This is a genomic window from Winogradskyella eximia, from assembly GCF_003386165.1.
GTDB lineage: Bacteria > Bacteroidota > Bacteroidia > Flavobacteriales > Flavobacteriaceae > Winogradskyella > Winogradskyella eximia.
The window spans coordinates 141,649-165,385 of sequence record NZ_QRDV01000005.1; the positions used below are offsets into that span (position 1 = coordinate 141,649).

General features: G+C 31.9%; 23 protein-coding genes and 1 other RNA gene. 7 read left to right on the top strand and 17 right to left on the bottom strand.

All coding sequences use genetic code 11. The annotated features are described in order from the left end of the window. Nucleotides 1–35: 35 nt before the first annotated feature. Together DFQ10_RS11750 and DFQ10_RS11755 are read right to left on the bottom strand one after the other, a co-directional pair. Nucleotides 36–626: a DUF4126 domain-containing protein gene (locus DFQ10_RS11750; protein ID WP_115817626.1), complete on the bottom strand. Its 591-nt coding sequence runs from the start codon at nt 624–626 to the stop codon at nt 36–38. A gap of 7 nt (nt 627–633) precedes the next feature. Next, the gene (locus DFQ10_RS11755) at nt 634–2,073 is read right to left on the bottom strand and encodes an ATP-dependent DNA helicase (protein ID WP_115817627.1); all 1,440 of its coding nucleotides are present in this window, start codon (nt 2,071–2,073) and stop codon (nt 634–636) included. 155 nt (nt 2,074–2,228) lie between these two features. Between DFQ10_RS11755 and DFQ10_RS11760 the strand changes: the two genes are divergently transcribed. The 4 genes from DFQ10_RS11760 (at nt 2,229) to DFQ10_RS11775 (ending at nt 5,005) form a co-directional block, all read left to right on the top strand. Next, complete coding sequence (locus tag DFQ10_RS11760; RefSeq protein WP_115817628.1) at nt 2,229–2,954, top strand: hypothetical protein; 726 nt, start codon at nt 2,229–2,231, stop codon at nt 2,952–2,954. Nucleotides 2,955–2,956: 2 nt separating this feature from the next. Next, on the top strand, nt 2,957–3,763 hold the full coding sequence (locus DFQ10_RS11765; protein WP_115817629.1) for a DUF3822 family protein: 807 nt from the start codon (nt 2,957–2,959) through the stop codon (nt 3,761–3,763). Nucleotide 3,764: 1 nt separating this feature from the next. After that, the gene (rsmD, locus tag DFQ10_RS11770; RefSeq protein ID WP_115817630.1) at nt 3,765–4,301 is read left to right on the top strand and encodes a 16S rRNA (guanine(966)-N(2))-methyltransferase RsmD; all 537 of its coding nucleotides are present in this window, start codon (nt 3,765–3,767) and stop codon (nt 4,299–4,301) included. 179 nt (nt 4,302–4,480) lie between these two features. Further along, nucleotides 4,481–5,005, top strand: coding sequence for a nuclear transport factor 2 family protein (locus DFQ10_RS11775; RefSeq protein WP_115817631.1), 525 nt, complete (start codon nt 4,481–4,483; stop codon nt 5,003–5,005). A gap of 52 nt (nt 5,006–5,057) precedes the next feature. Here the strand turns inward: DFQ10_RS11775 and rnpB are convergent. The 9 genes from rnpB to DFQ10_RS11820 form a co-directional block, all read right to left on the bottom strand. Continuing rightward, nucleotides 5,058–5,368, bottom strand: an RNA gene (rnpB, locus tag DFQ10_RS11780) — RNase P RNA component class A. Between the two features lie 53 nt (nt 5,369–5,421). Next, nucleotides 5,422–6,816, bottom strand: a complete 1,395-nt coding sequence (locus tag DFQ10_RS11785) for an MFS transporter (protein WP_115817632.1) — start codon at nt 6,814–6,816, stop codon at nt 5,422–5,424. A 101-nt stretch (nt 6,817–6,917) separates the two neighbouring features. Further along, nucleotides 6,918–7,745 carry a M48 family metallopeptidase gene (locus DFQ10_RS11790; RefSeq protein WP_115817633.1) on the bottom strand — a complete coding sequence of 276 codons (828 nt, stop codon included), beginning with the start codon at nt 7,743–7,745 and terminating at the stop codon, nt 6,918–6,920. 121 nt (nt 7,746–7,866) lie between these two features. Then, nucleotides 7,867–10,278 carry a glycoside hydrolase family 31 protein gene (locus tag DFQ10_RS11795; protein ID WP_115817634.1) on the bottom strand — a complete coding sequence of 804 codons (2,412 nt, stop codon included), beginning with the start codon at nt 10,276–10,278 and terminating at the stop codon, nt 7,867–7,869. Between the two features lie 195 nt (nt 10,279–10,473). Next, a complete protein-coding gene (locus tag DFQ10_RS11800) occupies nt 10,474–11,328 on the bottom strand; it encodes a hypothetical protein (RefSeq protein ID WP_115817635.1) in 855 nt (284 codons plus the stop codon). Next, entirely contained in the window at nt 11,325–11,732 is a 408-nt protein-coding gene (locus DFQ10_RS11805; RefSeq protein ID WP_115817636.1) for a hypothetical protein, read from the bottom strand. Before DFQ10_RS11805 ends, DFQ10_RS11800 begins: the two co-directional genes overlap by 4 nt. A gap of 131 nt (nt 11,733–11,863) precedes the next feature. Beyond that, nucleotides 11,864–13,876 (bottom strand): 1,4-alpha-glucan branching protein GlgB, encoded by a 2,013-nt coding sequence (gene glgB, locus DFQ10_RS11810; RefSeq protein ID WP_115817637.1) that lies wholly within the window; start codon nt 13,874–13,876, stop codon nt 11,864–11,866. 3 nt (nt 13,877–13,879) lie between these two features. Continuing rightward, a complete protein-coding gene (locus tag DFQ10_RS11815) occupies nt 13,880–15,145 on the bottom strand; it encodes a glucose-1-phosphate adenylyltransferase (protein WP_115817638.1) in 1,266 nt (421 codons plus the stop codon). Nucleotides 15,146–15,184: 39 nt separating this feature from the next. Then, nucleotides 15,185–16,588: a glycogen synthase gene (locus DFQ10_RS11820; protein ID WP_115817639.1), complete on the bottom strand. Its 1,404-nt coding sequence runs from the start codon at nt 16,586–16,588 to the stop codon at nt 15,185–15,187. A gap of 165 nt (nt 16,589–16,753) precedes the next feature. On the opposite strand from DFQ10_RS11820, the gene msrB reads away from it, so the two are divergent. The 3 genes from msrB to lpdA all read left to right on the top strand — a co-directional run bounded on the left by msrB (nt 16,754) and on the right by lpdA (nt 19,422). Then, nucleotides 16,754–17,239 carry a peptide-methionine (R)-S-oxide reductase MsrB gene (msrB, locus tag DFQ10_RS11825; protein ID WP_115817640.1) on the top strand — a complete coding sequence of 162 codons (486 nt, stop codon included), beginning with the start codon at nt 16,754–16,756 and terminating at the stop codon, nt 17,237–17,239. 107 nt (nt 17,240–17,346) lie between these two features. Further along, nucleotides 17,347–17,901 carry a DUF1572 family protein gene (locus DFQ10_RS11830; RefSeq protein ID WP_115817641.1) on the top strand — a complete coding sequence of 185 codons (555 nt, stop codon included), beginning with the start codon at nt 17,347–17,349 and terminating at the stop codon, nt 17,899–17,901. Between the two features lie 144 nt (nt 17,902–18,045). Continuing rightward, on the top strand, nt 18,046–19,422 hold the full coding sequence (gene lpdA, locus DFQ10_RS11835) for a dihydrolipoyl dehydrogenase (RefSeq protein ID WP_115817781.1): 1,377 nt from the start codon (nt 18,046–18,048) through the stop codon (nt 19,420–19,422). Between the two features lie 87 nt (nt 19,423–19,509). On the opposite strand, the gene DFQ10_RS11840 is transcribed toward lpdA, so the two are convergent. From DFQ10_RS11840 to DFQ10_RS11865, 6 genes are all read right to left on the bottom strand, one after another. Next, complete coding sequence (locus DFQ10_RS11840) at nt 19,510–20,148, bottom strand: porin family protein (RefSeq protein ID WP_115817642.1); 639 nt, start codon at nt 20,146–20,148, stop codon at nt 19,510–19,512. A 181-nt stretch (nt 20,149–20,329) separates the two neighbouring features. Continuing rightward, nucleotides 20,330–20,812: an outer membrane beta-barrel protein gene (locus tag DFQ10_RS11845; RefSeq protein ID WP_115817643.1), complete on the bottom strand. Its 483-nt coding sequence runs from the start codon at nt 20,810–20,812 to the stop codon at nt 20,330–20,332. Nucleotides 20,813–20,858: 46 nt separating this feature from the next. Then, a complete protein-coding gene (gene aroQ, locus DFQ10_RS11850; RefSeq protein WP_115817644.1) occupies nt 20,859–21,281 on the bottom strand; it encodes a type II 3-dehydroquinate dehydratase in 423 nt (140 codons plus the stop codon). A gap of 79 nt (nt 21,282–21,360) precedes the next feature. After that, nucleotides 21,361–21,996 carry a porin family protein gene (locus DFQ10_RS11855; RefSeq protein WP_115817645.1) on the bottom strand — a complete coding sequence of 212 codons (636 nt, stop codon included), beginning with the start codon at nt 21,994–21,996 and terminating at the stop codon, nt 21,361–21,363. A gap of 179 nt (nt 21,997–22,175) precedes the next feature. Next, nucleotides 22,176–22,727 (bottom strand): outer membrane beta-barrel protein, encoded by a 552-nt coding sequence (locus DFQ10_RS11860; RefSeq protein WP_115817646.1) that lies wholly within the window; start codon nt 22,725–22,727, stop codon nt 22,176–22,178. 185 nt (nt 22,728–22,912) lie between these two features. Further along, nucleotides 22,913–23,497 (bottom strand): outer membrane beta-barrel protein, encoded by a 585-nt coding sequence (locus DFQ10_RS11865; RefSeq protein WP_115817647.1) that lies wholly within the window; start codon nt 23,495–23,497, stop codon nt 22,913–22,915. Between the last annotated feature and the right edge of the window lie 240 nt (nt 23,498–23,737).

Sequence of the window (23,737 nt, forward strand, 5' to 3'; positions counted from 1 at the left end):
TTGTCTAGTTTCAAAAATAAGATTTATAAACGACATTATGTATTCAAATTGGTATTTGGTGATTTTGATTTATTAGGACGTAACTTTTTATAGAGCTTATAAATGATGTAAAAAATAAATAGGACTACGATAATAGCCAATATTGGTATAAATATAGATATTATAGACATCACTATAGACGTCCCTGTTTCTATGGTAGAAACGATAGGATTACCAAAACCAGCTGTTGAAACCGTAGAACCTAATCTGGTTGCACTAGCAGAGCTTTTTACAGCTGCAGCAGTTCCTCCGCCTGCAATAATAGCGAGAGCCCAAGTAATTACAGGGCTTAAATCTGCAACAGTAGACACCATAACGGCAGTACCTGCAATGGTTGCTAGTGGAATAGCAATTGCATCTAACGCATTATCAATTACCGGAATATAATAAGCCACAATTTCTACAACCGTTGCAATACCAAGAGTAATTACTGCTGTTGTACTGCCAATCCATAACCATGATTCATTGAGTTCCCAAATATTAAAATAAGCTGCTAAGCTTAACGCGAATAACGGTAAAAAGACTCTAAAACCTACAGAAGCTGAAAGTCCGATGCCTAAAAATATGCTTAGTATTGTTTCTGTCATAACTTAATTAGTTTGAATCTTTCTCTACAAACATGTCGTCCTTAAAGCCAATTAGATAAAGCTTTTCTTTAGCTCTCGTAATTGCTGTATATAGCCAACGGATATAATCTCTATCCATACCATTTGGTAAATAAGGCTGCTCTACAAATATGGTATTCCATTGTCCACCTTGAGATTTATGACAAGTAATAGCATAAGAAAACTTTACTTGTAAGGCATTAAAAAACTTATTGTTTTTTACCCCTAAAAAGCGTTTGTATTTTGTTTCATTTTCATAATCCTTAGAAACTTCTTGATATAATCGATTAGATTCTTCGTAGCTTAATGAAGCACTCTCTACATCAATAGTGTCTAAAAGTAATACCGTTTCAAATGGTTTCATATTAGGATAATCTACCATTCTTAACTTAACTTCTGCAAATCTAAAACCGTACAGTTCTTTAATACTAAAAATCTCTAACACCTCAATAATATCTCCATTAGCAATAAAACCAGCTTCGGTATTAGGTTTTAGCCAGAAATAATTATTCTTAACAACCATTAAATAGTCACCAGAAGACAATTCGGTTTCATTAAATAAAATACGTTGTCTTATTTGCTGATTGTATGCATTTGCACGTTTGTTACTTCTAACTATAATTGCCGTTTCTTCATAACCATCTGCACTATATGCATCATTTATGGCATCCATAATTTCGTAGCCATCAATTAACCTCACACTATCCGTAAAACCATTTAAATCGAATTTAAAACTTTCATAAAAATTAGATTCTAAAACAGCTCTTAATTCTGTAGCATTACTAAGAATCCCAGAATCTTGTCCTTGCCTAACCACTTCATCTAACTCAATACCAATAACATCTTTATTATAGTTTAGGCTCAGTTTATTTTCGTCTAAAGCAGGACTCAAATCAGATTTAACAGGTGGTAGCTGCGCCTTATCTCCTATTAATAATAACTTACATTCATGACCAGAATAGACATAACTCATTAAATCATCTAGTAGCGAGCTACTATCAAAAGACTTTGTATCTGAAGGCGTATCTGGTATCATAGATGCTTCATCTACAATAAAAATAGTGTTGCGATGCTTATTAGGTTGCATTACAAAATTAATACCGCCTCCTTTATCCTTTTTAGGGAAATATATTTTTTTATGAATGGTAAATGCTTCTTTCTTAGAATAATTTGAAATTACCTTTGCTGCCCTTCCTGTAGGAGCTAATAAAATTGCACTTTTTTTTGCTTGCCATAAATTTGAAACAATTGTACCAATTATACTCGTTTTACCAGTTCCTGCATATCCTTTTAATAAGTAAATTGAATTTTTATTATTATCAAAAATAAATTGCGATAATTGCATTAACACCATATCCTGCTTAGAAGTTGGTGTAAATGGAAACTTAGATTTTAAGAGCGAATAGAATGCAGATGCATTAGATATCATATATAAATTAAATATCTAGCAAGATAGCAATATTCTCTATTTTTAGGGTGTATAAATTATTAACTTAGATATTTTTAATATTTTTAATTTAGATAGTTTTAACCAACAAAAAAAAATTGTAGATTTGCGATAGACCTTAATTAATAAATAAACACATGAAAGTAATTATAGCAATTGTAGTTATTGTAGCTTTAACCATAGGAATTGTTTGGGCTATCGATAAATTTGTTCCAAAGAAAATAAAACCAGTAATCAACATAGTACTTTGGGGATTGATTATTTTCTTAGGTTACATTACTTTTATGTCTGTCTACAAAGAGATACAATTCAATCAAATTAAAGATAAACGTTATCGTGTAGTTATCGATCGTCTTATTGATATTAGAGATTCTCAGTTAGCTTACAAAGATGTGAACGGAACTTATGCTGATAATTTTGATAAATTAATAAAATTTGTTGAAACAGGAAAAGTGCCAATTACACAAAGACGTGATACTTTAGTATTAGATGAAGTAAAAACAAAAGCTTTTGGTGGTGTAGAAACTATGAAAACTATTACTTTAATAGATACTTTAAGTTATTATTCTGTAAAAGATTCTCTTTTTAAAGGTAGCGATCGTTACAAAACAATGATGAATGTTGGCATTGGAAAACCAGATGCTAAATTCACACTTAAAGCAGGTAAATTAGATGACTTCGCCGTATTTGAAGCTAGTGTTGATAAAGCTATAGTTTTAGATGGCCAAGAGCAATATTTAATTGAAAAAGAAAAACAAGCATTCTCTGTAGCAGGTGTTAAAGGAGAAACTGTAAAAATAGGCTCAATGGAAGAAGTTAATACCAGTGGAAATTGGGGTAAAGATCTTTCAAATAAACAGTAATTTTGAGTAAAACCGATATTAAAGAATTGTCCATTCAAATTAATTTGAATGGACTTTCTTTTTGTATTTTAAATAGAACTACTAAAACCGTTGAGTTTTTAAAGACTAATGCTTTTGAGCACAAGTTGAATCCTGAGGAAATTCTCAATCATATAAAAGCAGAGTTAAGTAGTAATACGGTGTTCTCTGAAGACTTTAATGAAGTTTTAGTGATTCATCAAAATGAGTTAGCGACTCTTGTCCCAGAGGAACTTTATGATGCAAATCATAAAGTTGATTATTTAAAATTTAATTCGAAAATATTAAAGAACGATTTTATAACAGAAGATAAAATCTCTGTGAATAAGACTATTAATGTATACGTACCTTACGTAAACATTAACAATTATATTTTTGAAACCTTTGGTGAATTTGTTTACAAACACTCGTCAAGTATCCTTATTGAGTCCGTTTTAAACAACCCTGAACCTTCAGAAGAACCTATCGTCTATATTAACGTTAATAAAAACACCTTAGAAATATTAGTAGTAAAAGACAATAAGCTACAACTATTTAATGTTTTTGAGTTTTATAGTAAAGAAGATTTTATCTATTATGTCTTATTTGTTTTTGAACAATTAAAACTCGATGTAGAAACTACTTTTGTACAATTAAGCGGAAATATAGTTATTGGTGATGAGCTATTTGTTATGCTTTATATCTATATTAGGCATGTAAGATTTGTAGAAAAAGCTTACGATTTTAAAATAGCTGCAGAAACAGACAGGCGCTATTCTCACCAACATTTTTTAATATTAAACTCCTTTTAATATGCGTATAATATCTGGACTGTATAAAGGCCGACGAATTACAGCTCCAAAAAAACTTCCTGTAAGACCAACTACAGATATGGCAAAGGAAGCGCTTTTTAATATCATAAATAATCAGTATTATTTTGATGATATTTCTGTTTTAGATTTATTTTCTGGAACAGGTAATATTAGTTACGAGTTTGCCTCAAGAGGCACTGAACATATTACAGCTGTAGATGAAAATTATGGCTGCATTAAATTTATTAATGAAACAGCTGATGCCTTTGATATGGATATTAGTACCATTAAAAGTGATGTTTTTAAGTTTCTTGAAAAATCAAAACAAAAGCACAGTATTATTTTTGCCGATCCACCTTACAATTTTGAATTAGCTGCTTTTTCTAAAATTCCGGAATTAGTTTTTAAAAATGAATTACTTGAAGAAGAAGGTATACTCATTGTTGAACACTCTAAACACACCGATTTAAGTCAATTAGAACATTACTCACATTCTAAAAGTTATGGTGGTAATATGTTTAGTTTTTTCTCAAAGTAACTCACTATCAGATTTGTAGGCTAATTCCCAATCAAATAAATTTACTAACTTAGTAGTCCTAAGTAACTTTCTTTTAATTATTACCTTCCTACTGGTTTTAATAGCTCCACCCATTTATTGTTTTGCCTCAAAATTGATTTGTAACTATTAATCAATTATATAATTTAAAAACAGCTATTATGAAAATCTCAAAAAAGGTTATTATTCTGTCATTTCTATTGCTTGGTATCAGTTTTATTACCAACGCACAAGAAAGTAAAGTGACTATTGAATTTAAAAATGCTGAAACAGCGGTAAAACTCATTAGAACTTACACTGAAGCATTACAAAAAGGAGACGCGAACACTATGAATGCACAACTTCATGAAAAAGCCATGATATATGGCTTAGGCGGAGGTTTAGATTCTTTAAACGTACAACAACATAAAGAATACTACACTAACAGCACAAACCAATTTAAACACTCTATAAGTAAGGATTTATATTTACCCGTAAAAGTTGATAACAACTGGAATGAAGGCGAATGGATATTATCTTGGGGAACAAACACAATTACTAACAAAAAGACAGGAAAAGAAGTTGTAATCCCTTACCATACAGCTTCTTTGATACAAGATAATAAAATTATATATATACGCTACTACTACGATATGCTCAACATATTAACAACACAAGGTTATACTATTACACCACCAAAAAAATAACTATAATTTTTATATAAGCACAAAAACCATCTATTTCTAGATGGTTTTTTTATGCTTAAGTAAATCTATAAGCCGAATTCTGTACTCTAATAAAAGAGCCCTTATCATTTATCTACGTTTACTGTTGCCAGCAAACTTTAGCTGCCTACCCTCTAACAATCGCGCGTGTACGCTCAAACGTTAGTATACATGACATTGCACCACATAGAGTTTACCTGGTTTCACTACAGCATTACCTGTACATACTTTCTGTTGCACTTTTCCTAGCCTTACGACTGGTGGCTGTTAACCACTATGATTGCACTATGGTGTTCGGACTTTCCTACCCTAAATAAATTTAGAATCGATAAGGCGATCTACTTATTGGCAAAGTTAAAATATTAGAGCGAAGAGTTGGAGTAAATATTATAAAAGAATTAATCCATTTTCTTCAATTCGGTTCTTGGCACTCTATACAGAAGCACAATTCCTGCTATAAAAAAGACAACTAAAAATAAAATAGCATTTCGCATGCTACCCGTTAATTGATCTATAGTCGCAAAAATCACCATACCAATTACAATACCTATTTTCTCAGCGACATCATAAAAACTAAAATATGAGGTGGTGTCTTCGGTTTCTGGTAAAAATTTTGAGTATGTTGATCTTGCCAAAGATTGAACACCACCCATTACTAAACCTACAAAACTTGCTGCAAGATAAAATTGCTCTGGTGTTTTCATAAAATAGGCGTAAAAACAAAGTGCCATCCAAAAGAAATTAATAACAATTAGTGTTTTTATATTTCCGAATTTAGAAGACGCTCGAGATGTTAAATAAGCACCTAAAATTGCTACTAATTGTATAATTAATATACTAAAAATAAGCCCAAAAGTTTTAGCTTCAGAATCTCCCCAAGCAATTTCTTCTTCACCAAAATAAACGGCGACCAACATAATGGTTTGTACTGCCATACTAAATACAAAAAAGGCGACTAAGTAACGTTTTAAGCGTAAGTTTTGCTTTAATTGAATCCACACTTGCTTCAATTCTCTTAAACCATTAAAGACAACATCTTTAGTTACTTTGTGGCCTTTAGAAACACCTGCAGGCAGTATATAAAAAGTATATTGACTAAACAGTGCCCACCATAAACCTACAGTGATAAACGAAATTCTCATGGCTTCAAACGAAGCACTATTTTTAGCATCTTGTAAAGCAGTAGCAATTTCCGTTTCAGTTCCCGTCTCTGCAATTGTTTTTGAAATACTAATATCAAAACCAAATAATTCTGGTTTCATTACCATTGCTAGGTTTACTATTAAAAGTATAACACTACCAAAATAACCCATACTAAAACCTTTAGCACTAATACGATCTTGTTGTTCTGGATAAGCAATATCTGGTAAATAAGAATTGTAAAACACTAAACTTCCCCAATACCCTATTAATCCCATAAAATAAAACAGAAGACTTAAATGAATACTCTCTAAACTAAACCAATACAATCCAATACAACCAGCACTACCAACGTAGCAAAAGAATTTCATAAAATTCTTTTTGTTTCCAACATAATCCGCAATACCAGAAAGAATAGGTGACGTAAAAGCCACCACCAAAAACGTAAATGCAGTCACATACGTTATTAACGCCGTACTCTTAAAAACCATTCCAAAAGCAGGAACCGTTTTTTCTACTTGAGATACAAATAATGCAGAATAAAATATAGGAAATATAGACGATGCAATAGTTAAAGTATAAACAGAATTTGCCCAATCGTAAAATGCCCAGGCATTAAGAAGTTTTTCACTTCCTTTTTTTAATTTATTCATAAATAGTCATTGATTAACTGATGTTATGGTTTTGAATTCCATAAAAAAAGCTGCTCAAATTGAGCAGCTTCTAAAGTAATCAAATATTTATTAATTCAATATTAATTTATAGGTCTAAAGCTTGTGATACCAAATTTCTTAGCTTCTGCTTTTGCTTTTGGTGCTAAAGCTTTTAAATTTTGAATTCTAGAATCATTACTAGGGTGTGTGCTTAAAAATTCTGGTGGTGCTTCTCCTCCACTATTTGCTTTCATACGTTCCCACAGCACAGATGCTTCATCTGGATTGTAACCTGCAATTGACATTAAATACAACCCTATTTTATCTGCTTCAGTTTCGTGCGCTCTACTAAATGGCAGCATTCCTGCAACGTTAGAAACTACTCCGTAAGACTGATTAAAAATACCTAAAGCTTGTTGATCATTTGACAAAGCTACATTACCTGCAACAGCCAAACCCTGTTGTAAGTAAGCTGCACTCATACGTTGCTGTCCGTGATTTGCTAAAGCATGTGCTACTTCATGTCCCATAATAGCAGCAACACCTGTTTCGTTAGCTGCAATTGGCAAAATACCGGTATAGAAAGCAATTTTTCCACCTGGCATACACCAAGCGTTTACTTGCTCTGATTCTATTAATTTATATTCCCATTTATAATCTTCTAAATAACTTTGATGACCATTTGCTGTTAACCAACGTTCTGCTGCAACTGCAATACGCTGCCCAACTCGTGTAATCATTTCGGCATCTGATGTCCCTGTTACTACTTTATTTTCAGATAATACTTGGTTATACTGTGCAAACGCAGATGGAAATAACTGGTCGTTACCTACAAATGCCATAGTCTTTTTACCTGTAAAAGGATTTGTTGCACATGAAAACATCACTGCAGCAACAACAAAACTTAATATTATTTTATTTAATTTCATAGCTAATTGTTTTATTATAATTACTAAAATACGAAAAAATCATTCGGTAATTATGAGACACAAAATTAGTCATTTGGTCACCAAAAATTAAAAAACCTTCAAACATTTAATCTATATCATACTAAGATTTTTCTCCAATAATATGCAACTCAGAGAAGTTCTTATGTACTACTATAGATGTTATGTCATTTACTTTTAAACTTTTATGTTCAATTTTTTCATTATCTAATTGTACCTCAACGATATCAAATGGTAAACCATGAAATTGAATATTAAAAGTTTCGTAAGTTGTAATATACTTACCTTCTTTATATTGGTTAATTATTAATTCGTTTGCTTTTCCTCTAAGTGAAAAATTTCTTAAGCTATAACGTCCTTTCGTATAATCAAATCCATCATTAGCATCACTATATAATTCACTTTCCTCTTTTCCTTCTTTATAATAGACATCTAAAGTAATTTCCGTAATATCTTTTTCACCAACATATTGTTGTATAGGATACTTAGGAATAATGGCTCCTTCTTTCACAAAAATCGGCATACTATCAATATCTGCATCAACCCACATTTCTTTGCCTCCTTTTACAATTTCATTTGTCCAGAAATTATACCAGTTACCTTTAGGAATATACATTCTTCTTCCTTTAGCATTAGGTTCTAATACAGGACAAGCCAAAATTTGCTCACCAAAAATAAACTCGTCAGTTCTATAATGCGTTTGTACATCTTCTTGATCGTAGAGCACTAAAGATTTTAGCAATGGAGTACCATGGTCTACATAATTCCAGAATGCCGTGTATAAATATGGTAATATTTGGTAACGAATTTCAATAAACTTTCTTACGATATCTGTAACATCTTCATCAAATGCCCACGGTTCTTGATCTCCATGATCTCCAGAAGAATGCACTCTAAAAAATGGATGAAAAATTCCTAATTGAATCCAACGGGTAAATAATTCACCTTGTGGTTGTTCTGCAAATCCTCCAATATCACTACCTGCAAAAGAAAAACCAGACATTGCCATACGCTGTGCTTGGATATTTGCGATCCATAAATGCTCCCATGTGGCAACATTATCACCTGTCCAAGTAGACGTGTAACGTTGTGTACCTGAATAAGCTGAACGTGTAATTACAAACGGACGCTTTGGATATGAGTATTTCTTTAAACCTTGATAGGTTGCTCTAGCCATTTGCATCCCATAAATATTATGAGCTTTTCTATGACTACATGGATTACCGTCATAATCGTGACGTACATCATCTGGGAATGTTTTATTTGGCACTTCCATTACGGCTGGCTCATTCATATCATTCCAAACACCTTTTACACCTATATCTTCAATCAATTCTTTGAATAAACCAGACCACCAATCTCTAACTTCTGGATTTGTAAAATCTGGGAAATAACATTCTCCAGGCCAAACCTTACCTTTCATGTAATCTCCATCTGCTCGTTTACAGAAGTAATCTTTTTCTAAAGCTTCTTTAAAAACAGAATATTCTTTATCTATTTTAATACCTGGATCAATAATGGCAACGGTTTTAAAACCATCATCCAATAATTCTTTTACCATTCGTTTTGGATCTGGAAAGTATTCTTTGTTCCAAGTGAAACAGCGGAAGCCTTCCATATAATCGATATCTAAATAAATAGCATCACATGGAATTTTAAGTTTTCTGAACGTAGATGTTATCTCTTTAACTTTAGATTCTGGATAGTAACTCCATTTACATTGGTGAAAACCTAATGCCCAAAGTGGTGGCAAATGGTGTGGTTTCCCAGTTAAGTCTGTATAACTTTCTACAACATCATTCATTTTTGGACCATAGAAGAAATAGTAATTCATTTCACCTCCTTGTGCCCAGAAACTTGTGACATTTCTACGCTCTTGTGCAAAATCAAAAGACGATTTAAATGTATTATCAAAGAAAATTCCATAAGCCTTTCCGTGATGTAAACCAGTGTAAAAAGGAATTGCTTTATATAATGGATCTGTATCTTTTCCGTAGGCATAAGAATCTGTTGCCCAATTACTATAGCGTTTACCTTTTAAGTTAAGATGATTTGGTTTGTCACCAAGACCATAATAACTCTCACCATCGTTAGAAGCTTTGCTCATCTTTACGATATTCCCACCATACTCATAACTTTCTTCCCAATGAAATCCACTTTCATCTTGGTTAATTAATGTGCCGTCTTTAGCATCATAAATAGAAACTCTCATGTCATCTTTAGAAATCTCGCAACGCAGTTTTGACGTTGTTATTTCAAAATATTCTTTTTTCTCTTCTATCTCTAGTTTGTTATAACCAATACTTGCGTATTTAGTTATTGCATAGGAAAAGTCATTATCAAAGTTACCTACTGTAGTATATCTAAAACGTAGTAAGCTATCTCTAACAACCGTTAACTCTAAAATAACATCGTTTGCAGCTGTAAAATATAGCTTATCAACATCTTTTTTAAAGTCTATTATATTTGAAGGAAATAAATTTCCTTTATTTTCTAATTCTGTATTTACAATCATAGGTTAATTTTTTGGCAAAATTACTAGCAAAAAAACGGAAAAAATTGAACATTTGAAAGGGTTCACCTTGCTTATTAAGAATTGTTACTAACTAAAACGTTTTCGAGTTGAATTTTTATGATTTTGCTATTTTTCTTCAAAAATTCAGCAGTATTCATAATTAAAACAAATAAAAAACAGAACTGTTTTATAGGATTAATGAAACCCAATTTTGGTAATAATTAATGATAAACAAACTATAACAATTAAAGCATACAATAATCTCAACTTAAGATTACGACACAAAAACATACCACAGATGGCTAATAATGCCATAAACCCTGTCTCTAACCTTGTACATAGAATGCTCAAAATCATCATTATAAAAAGCAAATGTACCCATTTACTTCTAGGTTTCCACAAAATAGCCATTGCAACTATAAATTCTACAACAACAGTAATCCAAGCAAAAATGAGGCTAAAAAGACCAAGATTCGGAAAAACATTTGCAAAAACAATGCTTTCTTTAATATTTGGATCAGTAGCTTGCAATTCTAGAATCTGATCTGAATTACTCTTTGCGATCTCTAAACTTTCTGAAAACAAAGGGTGAAAAACATTAAACACAAAGCCTCTATTCATCATATAATAATAGAATTCACCACTCATAAACTGGCTAGACATTAGTTTTTGTATCGCTGATGCAGCTACAACAACAACCAAAAGCATCTGAATGTTTTTTAAAAGGATATCACTTTGATTATGATAAAAACAAAGGACTACTGAAAGCACCATAAATGTCAGCACAAAATGATGATTTGCTACTCTAAAATAAAATAGATAAAGATCAAAAACAAGTAGTGCAAAAAGAGCAATCCAAGTAATTGGATGCTTAGTTTTGTTACGCAGAAAAAACCAACTAAACAGTATTATTACAATAATTGGGCTTTTCCAAAAACCATACTTTTCTCCAGTTATAAAAATATAAACAGCTAGAAAAAAAAGCAATAACTGAATAGCGAGTACTATATTATTCTTTAATGTATCTTGTATGTCTGACCAATATTTCACAAATCTTGATTTTTTAAGTGAATTTCATTAATCAAAACTCTTGAATATGCACCACTGTTAGAATTTACACTAGGTTCCCATAATTGTACATGAATACTATCTTTAGCTGTTGCCTTTAAAACTAATTGAGCTGCTTCATAAAAATGAGCATCATTAGGCATTATTTTAAGCATTCGGAATGCGTTTTTAATATCATTGTTATTATCAACTAAAGAATCTACTGATACACCAGGAATGTAAATTTGATTGTAATAAAAATGAACTTTGGTGTACATACCATATCCTCCTCCTTTCCAGTGATTAAGATGTTGTGTTTTAACAAAAAAGAACTGTATAGCAATGACGATTATTGCAAGAATAGGAATTCCATATTTTAAGAAAAGTTCTTTTGGCGCTATTGGCATATATTACTTTTATTTTTTAATACCGAGAATTAATAATTATAAAGCATTAAGACTAAACTATTATTAGTTTCAAAAAGACCTCAAGGGTTTAAAAAACACTTGAGGCCAATTCATATAATACCACTCTACTTTTAAGATTTAGTCTTTGGCTTATCCTTTTTAGTTGTCTTACTTTTTTGTTCTGTTTTAACCTTAGACTTAGTTACATTTTTTGATTTTGTCTTAGATTTAACTTGCTTTTCATATTTAAAAGCAACCATTCCTAAAGGTGGAATATTAACCTCTATTGATTGGTCTCTATAATGCCAAGCTTCAGGCTTTGTAGTTTTTAGTCTATTCTTATAATCTCCTGTTCCATAGTATTTCTTTAAATCACTATTAAAGATCTCTTTAAGTTTTCCTTTTCTAGGCATACCTAATCTGTAATTCTCCTTAGGAACGGGTGTCATATTACAGGCAATAATCACATCATCTTTTTCATGCTTACCTTTTCTAATATAGGTAAATACAGAATTCTCAGAATCACCATAATCAATCCATTCAAAGCCATCTGCTTCAAATTGCTTTTGGTGCAACGCTGGCTCATCTACATAAAACTTGTTTAAATCTTTTACGAGTTCTTGCACACCTTTGTGCGGATCGTATTGTAACAAATACCAGTCTAGACTTGTCTTAAAATTCCATTCACTACTTTGCCCAAATTCTGCTCCTTGAAACAATAAATTAGTTCCAGGATGTGTAAACATATAACTGTATAGTAATCTTAAATTAGCAAAACGCTGCCACTCATCACCTGGCATTTTACCTAACATAGAACCTTTACCATAAACAACTTCATCATGACTTAACGGCAACATAAAATTCTCCGTAAACGCATAGGTCATTGAGAAGGTTAAATCATTTTGATGGAATTTTCTATATACTGATTCTTTACTAAAATACTGAAGTGTATCGTGCATCCAACCCATCATCCATTTCATTCCAAATCCTAAACCACCCATAAATACTGGTTTAGAAACCATAGGAAATGCTGTGGACTCTTCTGCTATAGTCTGCACATCTGGGAATGCTGAATACACAGCCTCATTCATTTCTCTTAAAAATGACATCGCCTCTAAATTTTCTCGCCCACCAAACATGTTTGGTTCCCATTCTCCATCTTCTCTACTGTAATCTAAAAATAACATTGACGCTACTGCATCTACTCTAAAACCATCTGCGTGATATTGATCTAACCAAAAAAGAGCATTACTAATTAGAAAAGATTTTACTTCGTTACGACCATAATTAAAAATCAAACTTTTCCAATCTTGGTGATAGCCTTTTCTTCTATCTGGATGCTCATAAAGTGCAGATCCATCAAAAAAGCCAAGTCCATGTGCATCTTCTGGAAAATGCGATGGCACCCAATCTAAAATAATACCTATATCGTTTTGATGTAATTTATCGACTAATAATTTAAACTCTTCAGGATAACCAAATCGCGATGTTGGAGCAAAATACCCTGTGACTTGATAACCCCAAGAAGGATCATAAGGAAACTCCATAATTGGCATTAACTCTACATGCGTAAAATTCATCTCTTTTACGTAGCTGACCAATTCATCTGCCAGCTCAACATAAGACATAAAACGATTTTCTTCAATCTTCTTTCTCCAAGATCCTAAATGAACTTCATAAACAGAAAAAGGGGCGTCTAAAGCGTTATTCTTTTTACGCTTTTTCATCCATTTTGTATCCTTCCATTTATAGTTATCATCCCAAACAATTGATGCTGTGTTAGGATTGTGCTCTGCACGCCTAGCGTAAGGATCTGCCTTTTCTGTGATTACATCGTTATTGCTACTTAGAATTTTGTACTTATACTTACTCCCTTTACCTGCACCAGGAATAAAACCTTCCCAAATTCCGCTAGAATCCCAACGTACATTTAATTTATGCTCATTTTCATTCCAAAAATTAAAGTCTCCTACAACAGATACCATTTTAGCACTAGGTGCCCAAACAGCAAAGTATACTCCTTCTACTCCATCTATGGTTGTTATGTGTGAACCAAATTTCTCGTATAAACGATAATGTTTTCCTGATTTAAAAAGGTTAATATCAAAATCCGTAAAACGACTGTGTGTTATTACTTCTGCCATATATTATAGTACAAATCCCTTAGGAATTATAGCGTCTTTCCTTATAACAACTATTCCGTCTTTAATTACATATTCGTCTGTTTCTGCGTCTGCTAAATGAGTACCTCCATTAATTCTTACATCATCTCCAATACGTACATTTTTATCTATAATAGTATTCTTTATGTAGCATCTTTCACCAATACCTAAAAGTATTTCTGTGTGCTTTCTATTAATATCGTCTAAAGATTCATAATCATCATTACCCATCATATAGGTATTAATTATTGTAGAATCCTTTCCTATTCTAGAACGAATACCAATTACAGATTTTTCAATTTTAGCCGCATTTATTAAACAACCTTCTGCAATTACAGCTCTATCTAAAGCAGTACCTGTGATTTTTGAAGTTGGAAGAATCCTAGCATTGGTATAGGTGCGTTTCTTAGAATCGTATAAATTAAAATGTGGCAAATCGTCTGTAAAACCAAGATTAGCTTCAAAAAATGAATCTATATTTCCGATATCTGTCCAATACCCTTCATATTGGTAACTTAAGGTTTTATGTTTATCTATAGATTGAGGAATAATCTCTTTACCAAAATCATTAGTCTCTGGATTATTCATTAAGTCAATTAATAGTTGTCTATTAAAGATATAAATACCCATTGACGCCAGGTGATTACGACCTTGAGCTTTCATCTCTTCACTTGTTTCAGAAGTCCAATCTGGTAATAAATCTGAACTAGGTTTTTCAATAAATGAGGTCACTACATTCTCATTATCTGTTTTAAGAATACCAAAAGAAGTGGCATCTTTTTCATTTACTGGTATTGTAGCAATAGAAATCTCTGCATTAGATTCCCTATGGGCTTCAATCATTTCATTAAAATCCATTTGGTATAATTGATCACCAGATAAAATTAAAGCATACTCAAAATCGTGCGCTTTAATATGGTGCATACTTTGTCTTACAGCATCAGCAGTTCCTTGAAACCAAGATTTACTTTCTGGTGTTTGTTCTGCTGCTAATACATCTACAAAGGCCGAACTGAAAAAACTAAAGTGATAGGTGTTTTTTATATGCCTATTTAAGGATGCTGAATTAAACTGAGTTAAAACGTACATACGCTTAATATCAGAATTAATACAGTTAGAGATTGGTATATCTACTAGTCTGTATTTACCAGCAATAGGAACCGCAGGTTTAGAGCGTTTTTCTGTTAAGGGATACAGCCGAGACCCTTGGCCTCCTCCTAGAATAATTGACAGTACTTTATCGTTTATCATAGCTTGTTTAGTTTAGATTAGCGTAATTTATTTAGTTATTTAGTTGATTGACTTATATAAATCAATATATGCTTTAGCAGAGACCTTCCAAGAATGATCTATGCTCATTATATGTTTTCTGTTGACTTTAAATTCCTTTTGATGATTATAAAAATCTTTTCCTCTACTGATTGCAACAACCATATCTTGTACTGAAACATCATTATGGCAAATGCCAAATCCATTATCACCGATATCAATAACCGTATCTTTTAATCCTCCAATGCGTCGCACAATTGGCACAGTTCCATATCTTAAAGAATACATTTGGTTTAAACCACAAGGCTCTACACGAGATGGCATTAATAAAAAATCCGCGCCTGCGTAAATGATATGAGAAAGTTTTTCATCATAACCAATAAACGCATTATAATTTCCACTGTGTCTTGGGATTAAATCAAATAATTGTCGCTCTGTTTCTTTAGAACCAGAACCTAAAACTATGACAGATATATCCTTAGAGCGCACAGCGTAATCAATGGCATAAGGCAAAAGTTCTGCCCCTTTTTCACCAACCAAACGACCTATAAAAGCAAACAGAGGCTTCGTTTCATCCAAATTAAATTGCGCACACAACCATTTTTTATTTGCTTTTTTTCCAGATTCTACTGATGCTTTTTTATAATTTTTAATAATGTACTTATCCGTATCTGGATTCCAAACATCAGAATCTATACCGTTTAAGATTCCTATTGCTTTAGCACTTTCATGAGACAGTAAAGACTCTAGTCCGTTAGCACTGAATTTTAATTCTTCCATATAACTTGGCGATACCGTTGTAACTCTCCAAGCACACTTTATAGCTGCAGCTAATGGATTAATCATACCATCCCACATTATTAATCCTACTTTCTCAATATTAAACCTAGGTATTTTATACAAGTTATCGTAACCCATCCAACCTTGATATTGGGCATTATGTATGGTAGTAATTACAGGAATTTTATTTAACGACTCATACTTATAACTTTCTTGAGTCATAAAAGGAATCAAACCTGTATGATGGTCATGACAATGAATATAATCTGGTTTTTCTTTTAACGTTAATATCCAATCTAAAGCAGCTATTTGAAACGCTAAAAAACGATTGGTATCATTATTAGAATACACGTAATCTGTATAAAGCAAATCACCAACGTGTACAAAGTAAATGTCAAATTCTAAAGAAGAATCATCAACCTTTAAAACGTTAAATCTTAACTCTTCATTTCCTAATTTTAAATTTGCCTGATAAATAGACGTAAACTCATGAGCTTGCGTAAACTTATTGTTATAAAATGGCATTATAACAGAACTATTAGCACCTATTTCATTTTGATATTTAGGTAAAGCACCTACAACATCAGCCAAACCACCTACTTTAGCAATTGGATAACACTCAGCACTGACATGCATAATTTTCATTGACATACACTATTTTATTGTTGATGCTGTTAAATTTAACAATAAATATACAAAGCCAACTATAAAATGTCAATTGTTAACTTAAAAAAAATATTACAACTATTACGTAATTAATGAAACGTTAATACGACCTATAAAACAAGCGAAATTTTGTAATTTTAAAATATGAAAAAGATAACATTACTTACAATTATTGGTTTGTTTTTAAGCTGTAACAGTTCTGCTCAAAAAACAGAGACCAAAGAAAAAGAAACATTTACCATCACCAAAACTGAAGCCGAGTGGAAAGCACAACTTAACGAGAAACAATATTATGTGTTAAGAGAAGCTGGTACTGAGAGACCATTTTCTAGTCCTTTAAATAAAAACTATAAAAAAGGCACATATCATTGCGCAGCATGCAATACGCCTTTATTTAAAAGTGAACACAAATATGACTCTAAATCGGGATGGCCAAGTTTTGATAGAGAAATAGAAGGCAACGTTGCATTTGGCACAGATACAAAAATTGGCTACACTAGAGACGAAGAGCATTGTGCAACATGTGGTGGTCACTTAGGACATGTATTTAATGATGGCCCAAAAGAAACTACAGGAAAACGTCATTGCATTAATGGTGACGCCTTAATATTTGTGGCTTCTGAAGAATAAATTTTCGGAAAAATCTAAAAACTAAATAGCGATATAACATCTAATTATTCTAAATCTTAGTGTAATAGATATTGTATCGCTAATTTTATAGGACTAAATATCGTCTTATGGATACATCATATTTAATAAGCTCCATTAAACAATTTGAATACTACAAATCTCTTGGAGATAAAACTATAGCCCAACTTTCTTTTGACGAATTAAAAAAAGAGTTTGCTCAAGATTCTAATTCCGTGGCTATTATTGTTAAACATCTTGTTGGTAATATTCACAGTCGCTGGACCAATTTTTTAACTGAAGATGGAGAAAAAGAATGGAGAAAACGTGATGAAGAATTTATAGATAATTTCAATTCTAAAGATGAGTTAATTGCTTCTTGGACCAAGGGTTGGGATTGTTTATTTACAGCCATTAAACCTTTAAAAAGCAATGATTTAGAAAGGATTATTTACATTAGAAATCAAGGACATACAGTTACAGAAGCCATTAACAGACAAATGATGCATTATGCCTATCACATAGGTCAGATTGTTTTTATTGGTAAGTTAATTAAAGCTGAAAATTGGGAAACCTTATCTATTGCAAAAGGACAATCTAAAGTATACAATAAAGTTAAATTTGAGACCGGTAAAAGTAGAACCCATTTTACGGACAAATTATAGATTTAATTCAAAAAATAACCCCTTCAATTTACAGATATAAGTAAAGAAAATCTCCATTACAATTTAAACGTTTTGGTTTTTGGTATTTTCTTTTTGGAATTTGTTATTTTTGTAACTTCAAAAATTCAATTTAAAAACTTACTCATGAGTAAATACGATATTATAGTTTTAGGAAGTGGTCCTGGTGGTTATGTTGCTGCGATTCGCGCTTCACAATTAGGTTTTAAAACAGCCGTTATTGAAAAAGAAAGTCTTGGTGGCATTTGCCTAAATTGGGGTTGTATTCCTACAAAAGCACTTTTAAAATCTGCTCAGGTTTTTGAATACCTTAAACATGCTGAAGATTACGGATTAAAAGTAACAGATTATGACAAAGATTTTAATGCTGTTGTAAAACGTAGTCGTGGTGTTGCTGACGGCATGAGTAACGGTGTTAAATTCTTAATGAAAAAGAATAAAATAGATGTTATTGAAGGTTTTGGAACATTAAAAACCGGAAAGAAAATTGATGTTGATGGTACAGAGTATTCTGCTGACCATATTATAATCGCTACTGGTGCACGCTCTCGTGAATTACCAAATTTACCTCAAGATGGTAAAAAAGTAATTGGCTACAGACAAGCTATGAACTTAGACAAACAACCAAAGAAAATGATTGTTGTTGGTTCTGGTGCCATTGGTGTTGAGTTTGCTTATTTCTATAACTCAATGGGGACTGAAGTAACCATTGTAGAATATTTAGATAAAATTGTACCTGTTGAAGACAATGAGGTTTCTAAACAATTAGAACGTAGCTTTAAGAAAAGTGGTATCAAAATAATGACTTCTGCAGAAGTAACATCTGTAGATACATCAGGCGCTGGAGTTAAGGCTACTGTAAAAACCAAAAAAGGTGAAGAAACACTAGAAGCTGATATTTTATTATCTGCTGTAGGTATTAAATCTAATATTGAAAATATAGGTTTAGAAGATGTTGGTATTGCTGTTGATAGAGATAAGATTTTAGTTAACGATTTCTACCAAACTAACATACCAGGTTATTATGCTATTGGAGATGTTACACCTGGGCAAGCCTTGGCACACGTAGCTTCTGCTGAAGCAATTCTTTGTGTTGAAAAAATTGCAGGACAACATGTTGAAGCCTTAGATTATGGAAATATTCCTGGTTGTACCTATTGTACACCAGAAATTGCTTCTGTTGGTTTAACTGAAGAACAAGCTAAAGCCAAAGGTTTAGATATTAAGATTGGTAAATTTCCTTTCTCTGCATCTGGTAAAGCAAGTGCTGGCGGAAACAAAGAAGGTTTTGTAAAAGTAATTTTCGATGCTAAATATGGCGAATGGTTAGGCTGCCATATGATTGGTGCTGGTGTAACCGATATGATTGCTGAAGCTGTATTAGGTCGTAAATTAGAAACTACAGGACACGAAGTATTAAAAACAGTTCACCCTCACCCAACAATGAGTGAGGCGGTTATGGAAGCTGTTGCTGCTGCTTACGATGAAGTAATTCACCTATAAATGATAAGATTTATAGACTACTAAATAAACAAAAAAGTTCCAGAATTATCTGGAACTTTTTTTATGCACTTATTTAGAGCTGTTATGTTAAAACATAAAACCGGCTCCAAATTGCCAAACTTCATTTTTTCCATCTACATCTTCAAAAAAAGTATCGTCCTTAAAAATGCTTGTTAAACCCATTGTATAACGAGCACTTAGAAAGAAACCACTATCAAACTTGTAAGATGTACCTAGAGCTAAACTTGTATCGAAATCTTTAACATAAGAATCATCTTCATCTATTTCAAAATCTCCACCATCTGAGTTAGGTTGAGTATCAAATTCTTCATGTATTTTAAACCCGAATTGTGGACCAGCTTCTACGCTCAACCCTTTTATTAAGTACGCTTTTAACAATAAAGGCACTTGGATATAGTCTAATTGATATTCAAAATTCTGATCTGTATCAAAGATATTATCTTGGTCTCTTTCTAAAATATCGAAACCTTGACCTGAGTAAAATACTTCTGGTTGAAAAGAAATACGTTCAGATATTGGAATTTCGGCAACTAAGCCAACATTAAAGCTCGTTCTTGAATCTACATCATCAAAATCGTCTCCACTTAGTTTAGAAAGATTGACACCTCCCTTTACTCCTAATTGAATGGCTTTAGAATCTGATTGTGCATAAACTGATGTTAATGCAAATAAAAATACACTTGAAAATACTATTAATTTTTTCATAATTATTATTGTTTTATTTGGGTTAAAACAACAAAGCTATAAGTCAAAAACCCTTTAACAATAAGACTTAACAGCGGTTTAACAAATTTGTTAATTAGAGATAAAAACAATCGTAAAACATTAAAAATTAAGTCAACGCTATAACTAAAAAGGTTAACTCTTTTAGAGAAAAAGAGTGCATTTATAATTTATAACGCATTCCAAAAAACATACCATTAGGAGACAATACATCAAAACCTAAGGTATATTTTATATGTAGATCTAAACTTGAAGATAAGTTATAAGCAAATCCTAAATCGGCTCCAACTTTCAGTTTCGTATTAAAAAAATCGAAAAAATAATTTAAACTCGGACCAACGAGAATATTAAAACGGTCGTTAATATTATACTTTAAATATATAGGCGCATTCAAAAAATCAAAATCCCCAAGACTGATATAAAGTAACTCAGGTTGTAAACGGAAGTTTTTCTCTATTTCAAAATCAACAAAACAACCTATATAATATCCTAGTTCTGCATCTGGTCTTTCTCCAAAATCACCCTCATCTACTTTAAAAAACGTAAAATTAAGTCCACCCTTAACACCAAAATCCGTCTGAGCTTGTAAACTTAATGAGCTAAAAAAAGCTATAGATATTAAGAGTATTTTTAGGAAATTCCTCATTCAAATCATATGATTAGTTATAACTGTAAGCTCTCCTCTAATAAAGCTAAAAAGAAATGAAACTCTCAATGGCTAAATCATAACTCTGCAAACCAAAACCAAGAATAACACCTTTTGCATTTGGTGAAATATAAGATTGATGCCTAAACTCCTCTCTTGAAAATGTATTAGAAATATGAACCTCTACGACTGGTGTTTGTATCGCTTTTACAGCATCACCAATACCCACAGAAGTATGTGTATATGCTGCTGCATTAAGAATAATACCGTCATAAGTAAATCCTACCTCCTGAATTTTATCAATAAGCTCGCCTTCTATATTAGATTGATAGTATTCTAATGTTGCCGCTGGAAACTTTGCTCTTAATAGGTCTAAATATTCTGTAAACGTTTGATGACCGTAAACCTCAGGCTCACGCTTACCTAACAGATTTAGATTTGGACCATTTATAATGATAAGTTTTTTCATGAAGTAAATATATTAAAATATAGGCATAAAAAAACCGAAGCGTTGGCTTCGGTTTTAATATTTAAAAATGTTATTACCTTTAAAACATAAATCCTACAGATAATTGTAAAACGTTATTTTTTATAGTCCAATCATCAGAATCTTCAGTATCATTAATATTTGCAAGCCCTAAATTATAACGAGCAGAAAAGTTTAAACCACTGTCCATCTTATAACCAACACCAACATTAAAGCCAAAGTCTATTCCTTTAAAATTATCTTTGATATCCTCGTCGTCAGAATCTGAGAATGTTTCTCCTTCATAAGATTCCTTATATTCATATTCACCGTTTGCAGATAACAAAATCCCAATTTGAGGTCCTGCTTCAATACTAAAACCTTCAGCCACGTAATACTTTGCCATAATTGGGATATTAAGGTAGTCTAACTTGATTTTAGTTTTTTCACTTATAGAGTAACCAAATTCAGAATAAGAATCTTCATTATCAGCACCTTGTGCAGAATATAATAATTCTGGTTGTACTGAAAATTTTTCTGAAATAGAAATCTCCGCTACAGCACCAACATGAAATGATGTTATACCATCAGCATCTTCAACATCACCGCCAAGCGTGGCAAAGTTAACACCTGCTTTTGCTCCAAATTTCACTTCTTGTGCATTTATGTTTAAAAATCCAAATACTGCTACAGCAGTCATTAATAATATTTTTTTCATAATATTTAGTTTTATAGTTTATAAATATCTTAAGTCTTTAGTTTTAACCTAAATATGGCGTTAAAAATATTCTTAAACTAGTTTATAATTTATGATAAAAATCAGGTTAAGTCTTCAATTTAATGCTTAAAAAAACCGAAGCGTTGGCTTCGGTTTTTAATAAATAATATTTTATTCGACTAGAAATGTAATGCAAAACCAACATTGAATTGAAATACACCTTCATCAGTATAATCTTCGTTTAAAGACAAATTATATCTTAAACCTGGTTCAATAGAAACGTTGCCGCTAATAAACCATGCATAACCTGCACCAAAACCTAACCATAAAGGTGTTTCTCCAGCGTAATTCTCAACTCCATCACCTGAAGCTCCTGTTAAATCTATTGTTACCGGAATCATGCTTTTAAAATAGTACTTTGCACCTATACGGTAAGAAAATGAACTTGTAGAATCACCTTCATCTGGACTAAAGCCACCATACCCTAAACCAGCTTTAATAGCAAGATCATCTATAATAAAATAACCACCATCTAAACCGATATTATATTCAGAACTACCATCACTCGATGAGAAATAAAGCCCTGTAGTTCCTAACATGGCATTACCCGTGTTTGCCTCAATTAACCATTTTCCCTCAGATGTTTGTCCGCCTGACGTAGCATCATCTTGAGCATTTACATTTGTGAATCCGAAAACTGCAAGTGCAGCCATTAACATTAATTTTTTCATGATATATAATTTTTAATATTTAAGTTTTGGCTTTATACCAAATTCGTTGACACAAAATTATATCTATTAAACTATTGCATTAATGACTAGGATCATTTTGAATTAATTTTTAAAATTCTAAAAAACTGGAGCAAAAAAAACCGAAGCGTTTGCTTCGGTTTTTAATATAATAAATTCTGAATTTATTAGAACTTGTAAACAAGACCAAAATTGATATCAGATAAATCGATGTTTAATCCAAAATCGTTAGTTGCATCATCAGCACCATCAGCTTTAGCACTTTCGTAAGATAAAGCACCTACTGAAGCTCTTAAAGCAAATTTGTCTGAAATAAAATAATGTACACCTGGTGCTACTGCAAATCTAAAAGAATCTACTTTTGTTTCACTACCTCCGTCAGGCTCTACTTTACTGTTAGCATAACCGAAACCAGCACCTACAGTAAATGAAAATTTGTTAGAAGGAGTAAAGAAATAAGTTGCTCCTAAACCAGCACCTAAATCAGTAGTTTTAGTATCTACTGCATCTTCACCAGAACCAATCATAAGGTTAACTTCTAAAGCTATGTTTTCAGAAATAAAATAACCTACAGATGGAGAAAAGTTTAAATTGTTACTTTTAGCATCACCAGTTTTAGAACTGTTAAAACCAACAGAACCACTAACAAAAAGATCTCCTTTTGCAAAACCTGTAGTTGTAGCTTCTTCTTGTGCATTTACATTTGTAAATCCTAATACTGCGATTGCAGCTGTAAATAATAATTTTTTCATAATTTTAAATTTTACTTGATTAATGATTAATTTTTGATTTTAATATTATAATTAAATTGGTCGGCAAATGTAGACTTTACATTGAAATCCAAAACCCAAAATATGTTAAAATTAAATGTATTTCATCGATAATATATGTTTTTAAACAGGCAAAACACTCTAATCAGCTGTTTCTCAATAAACACAATAATTCTGATTAAATGTATAAAAGCTACCTCTCATTGAAAATTATTGAAGCTA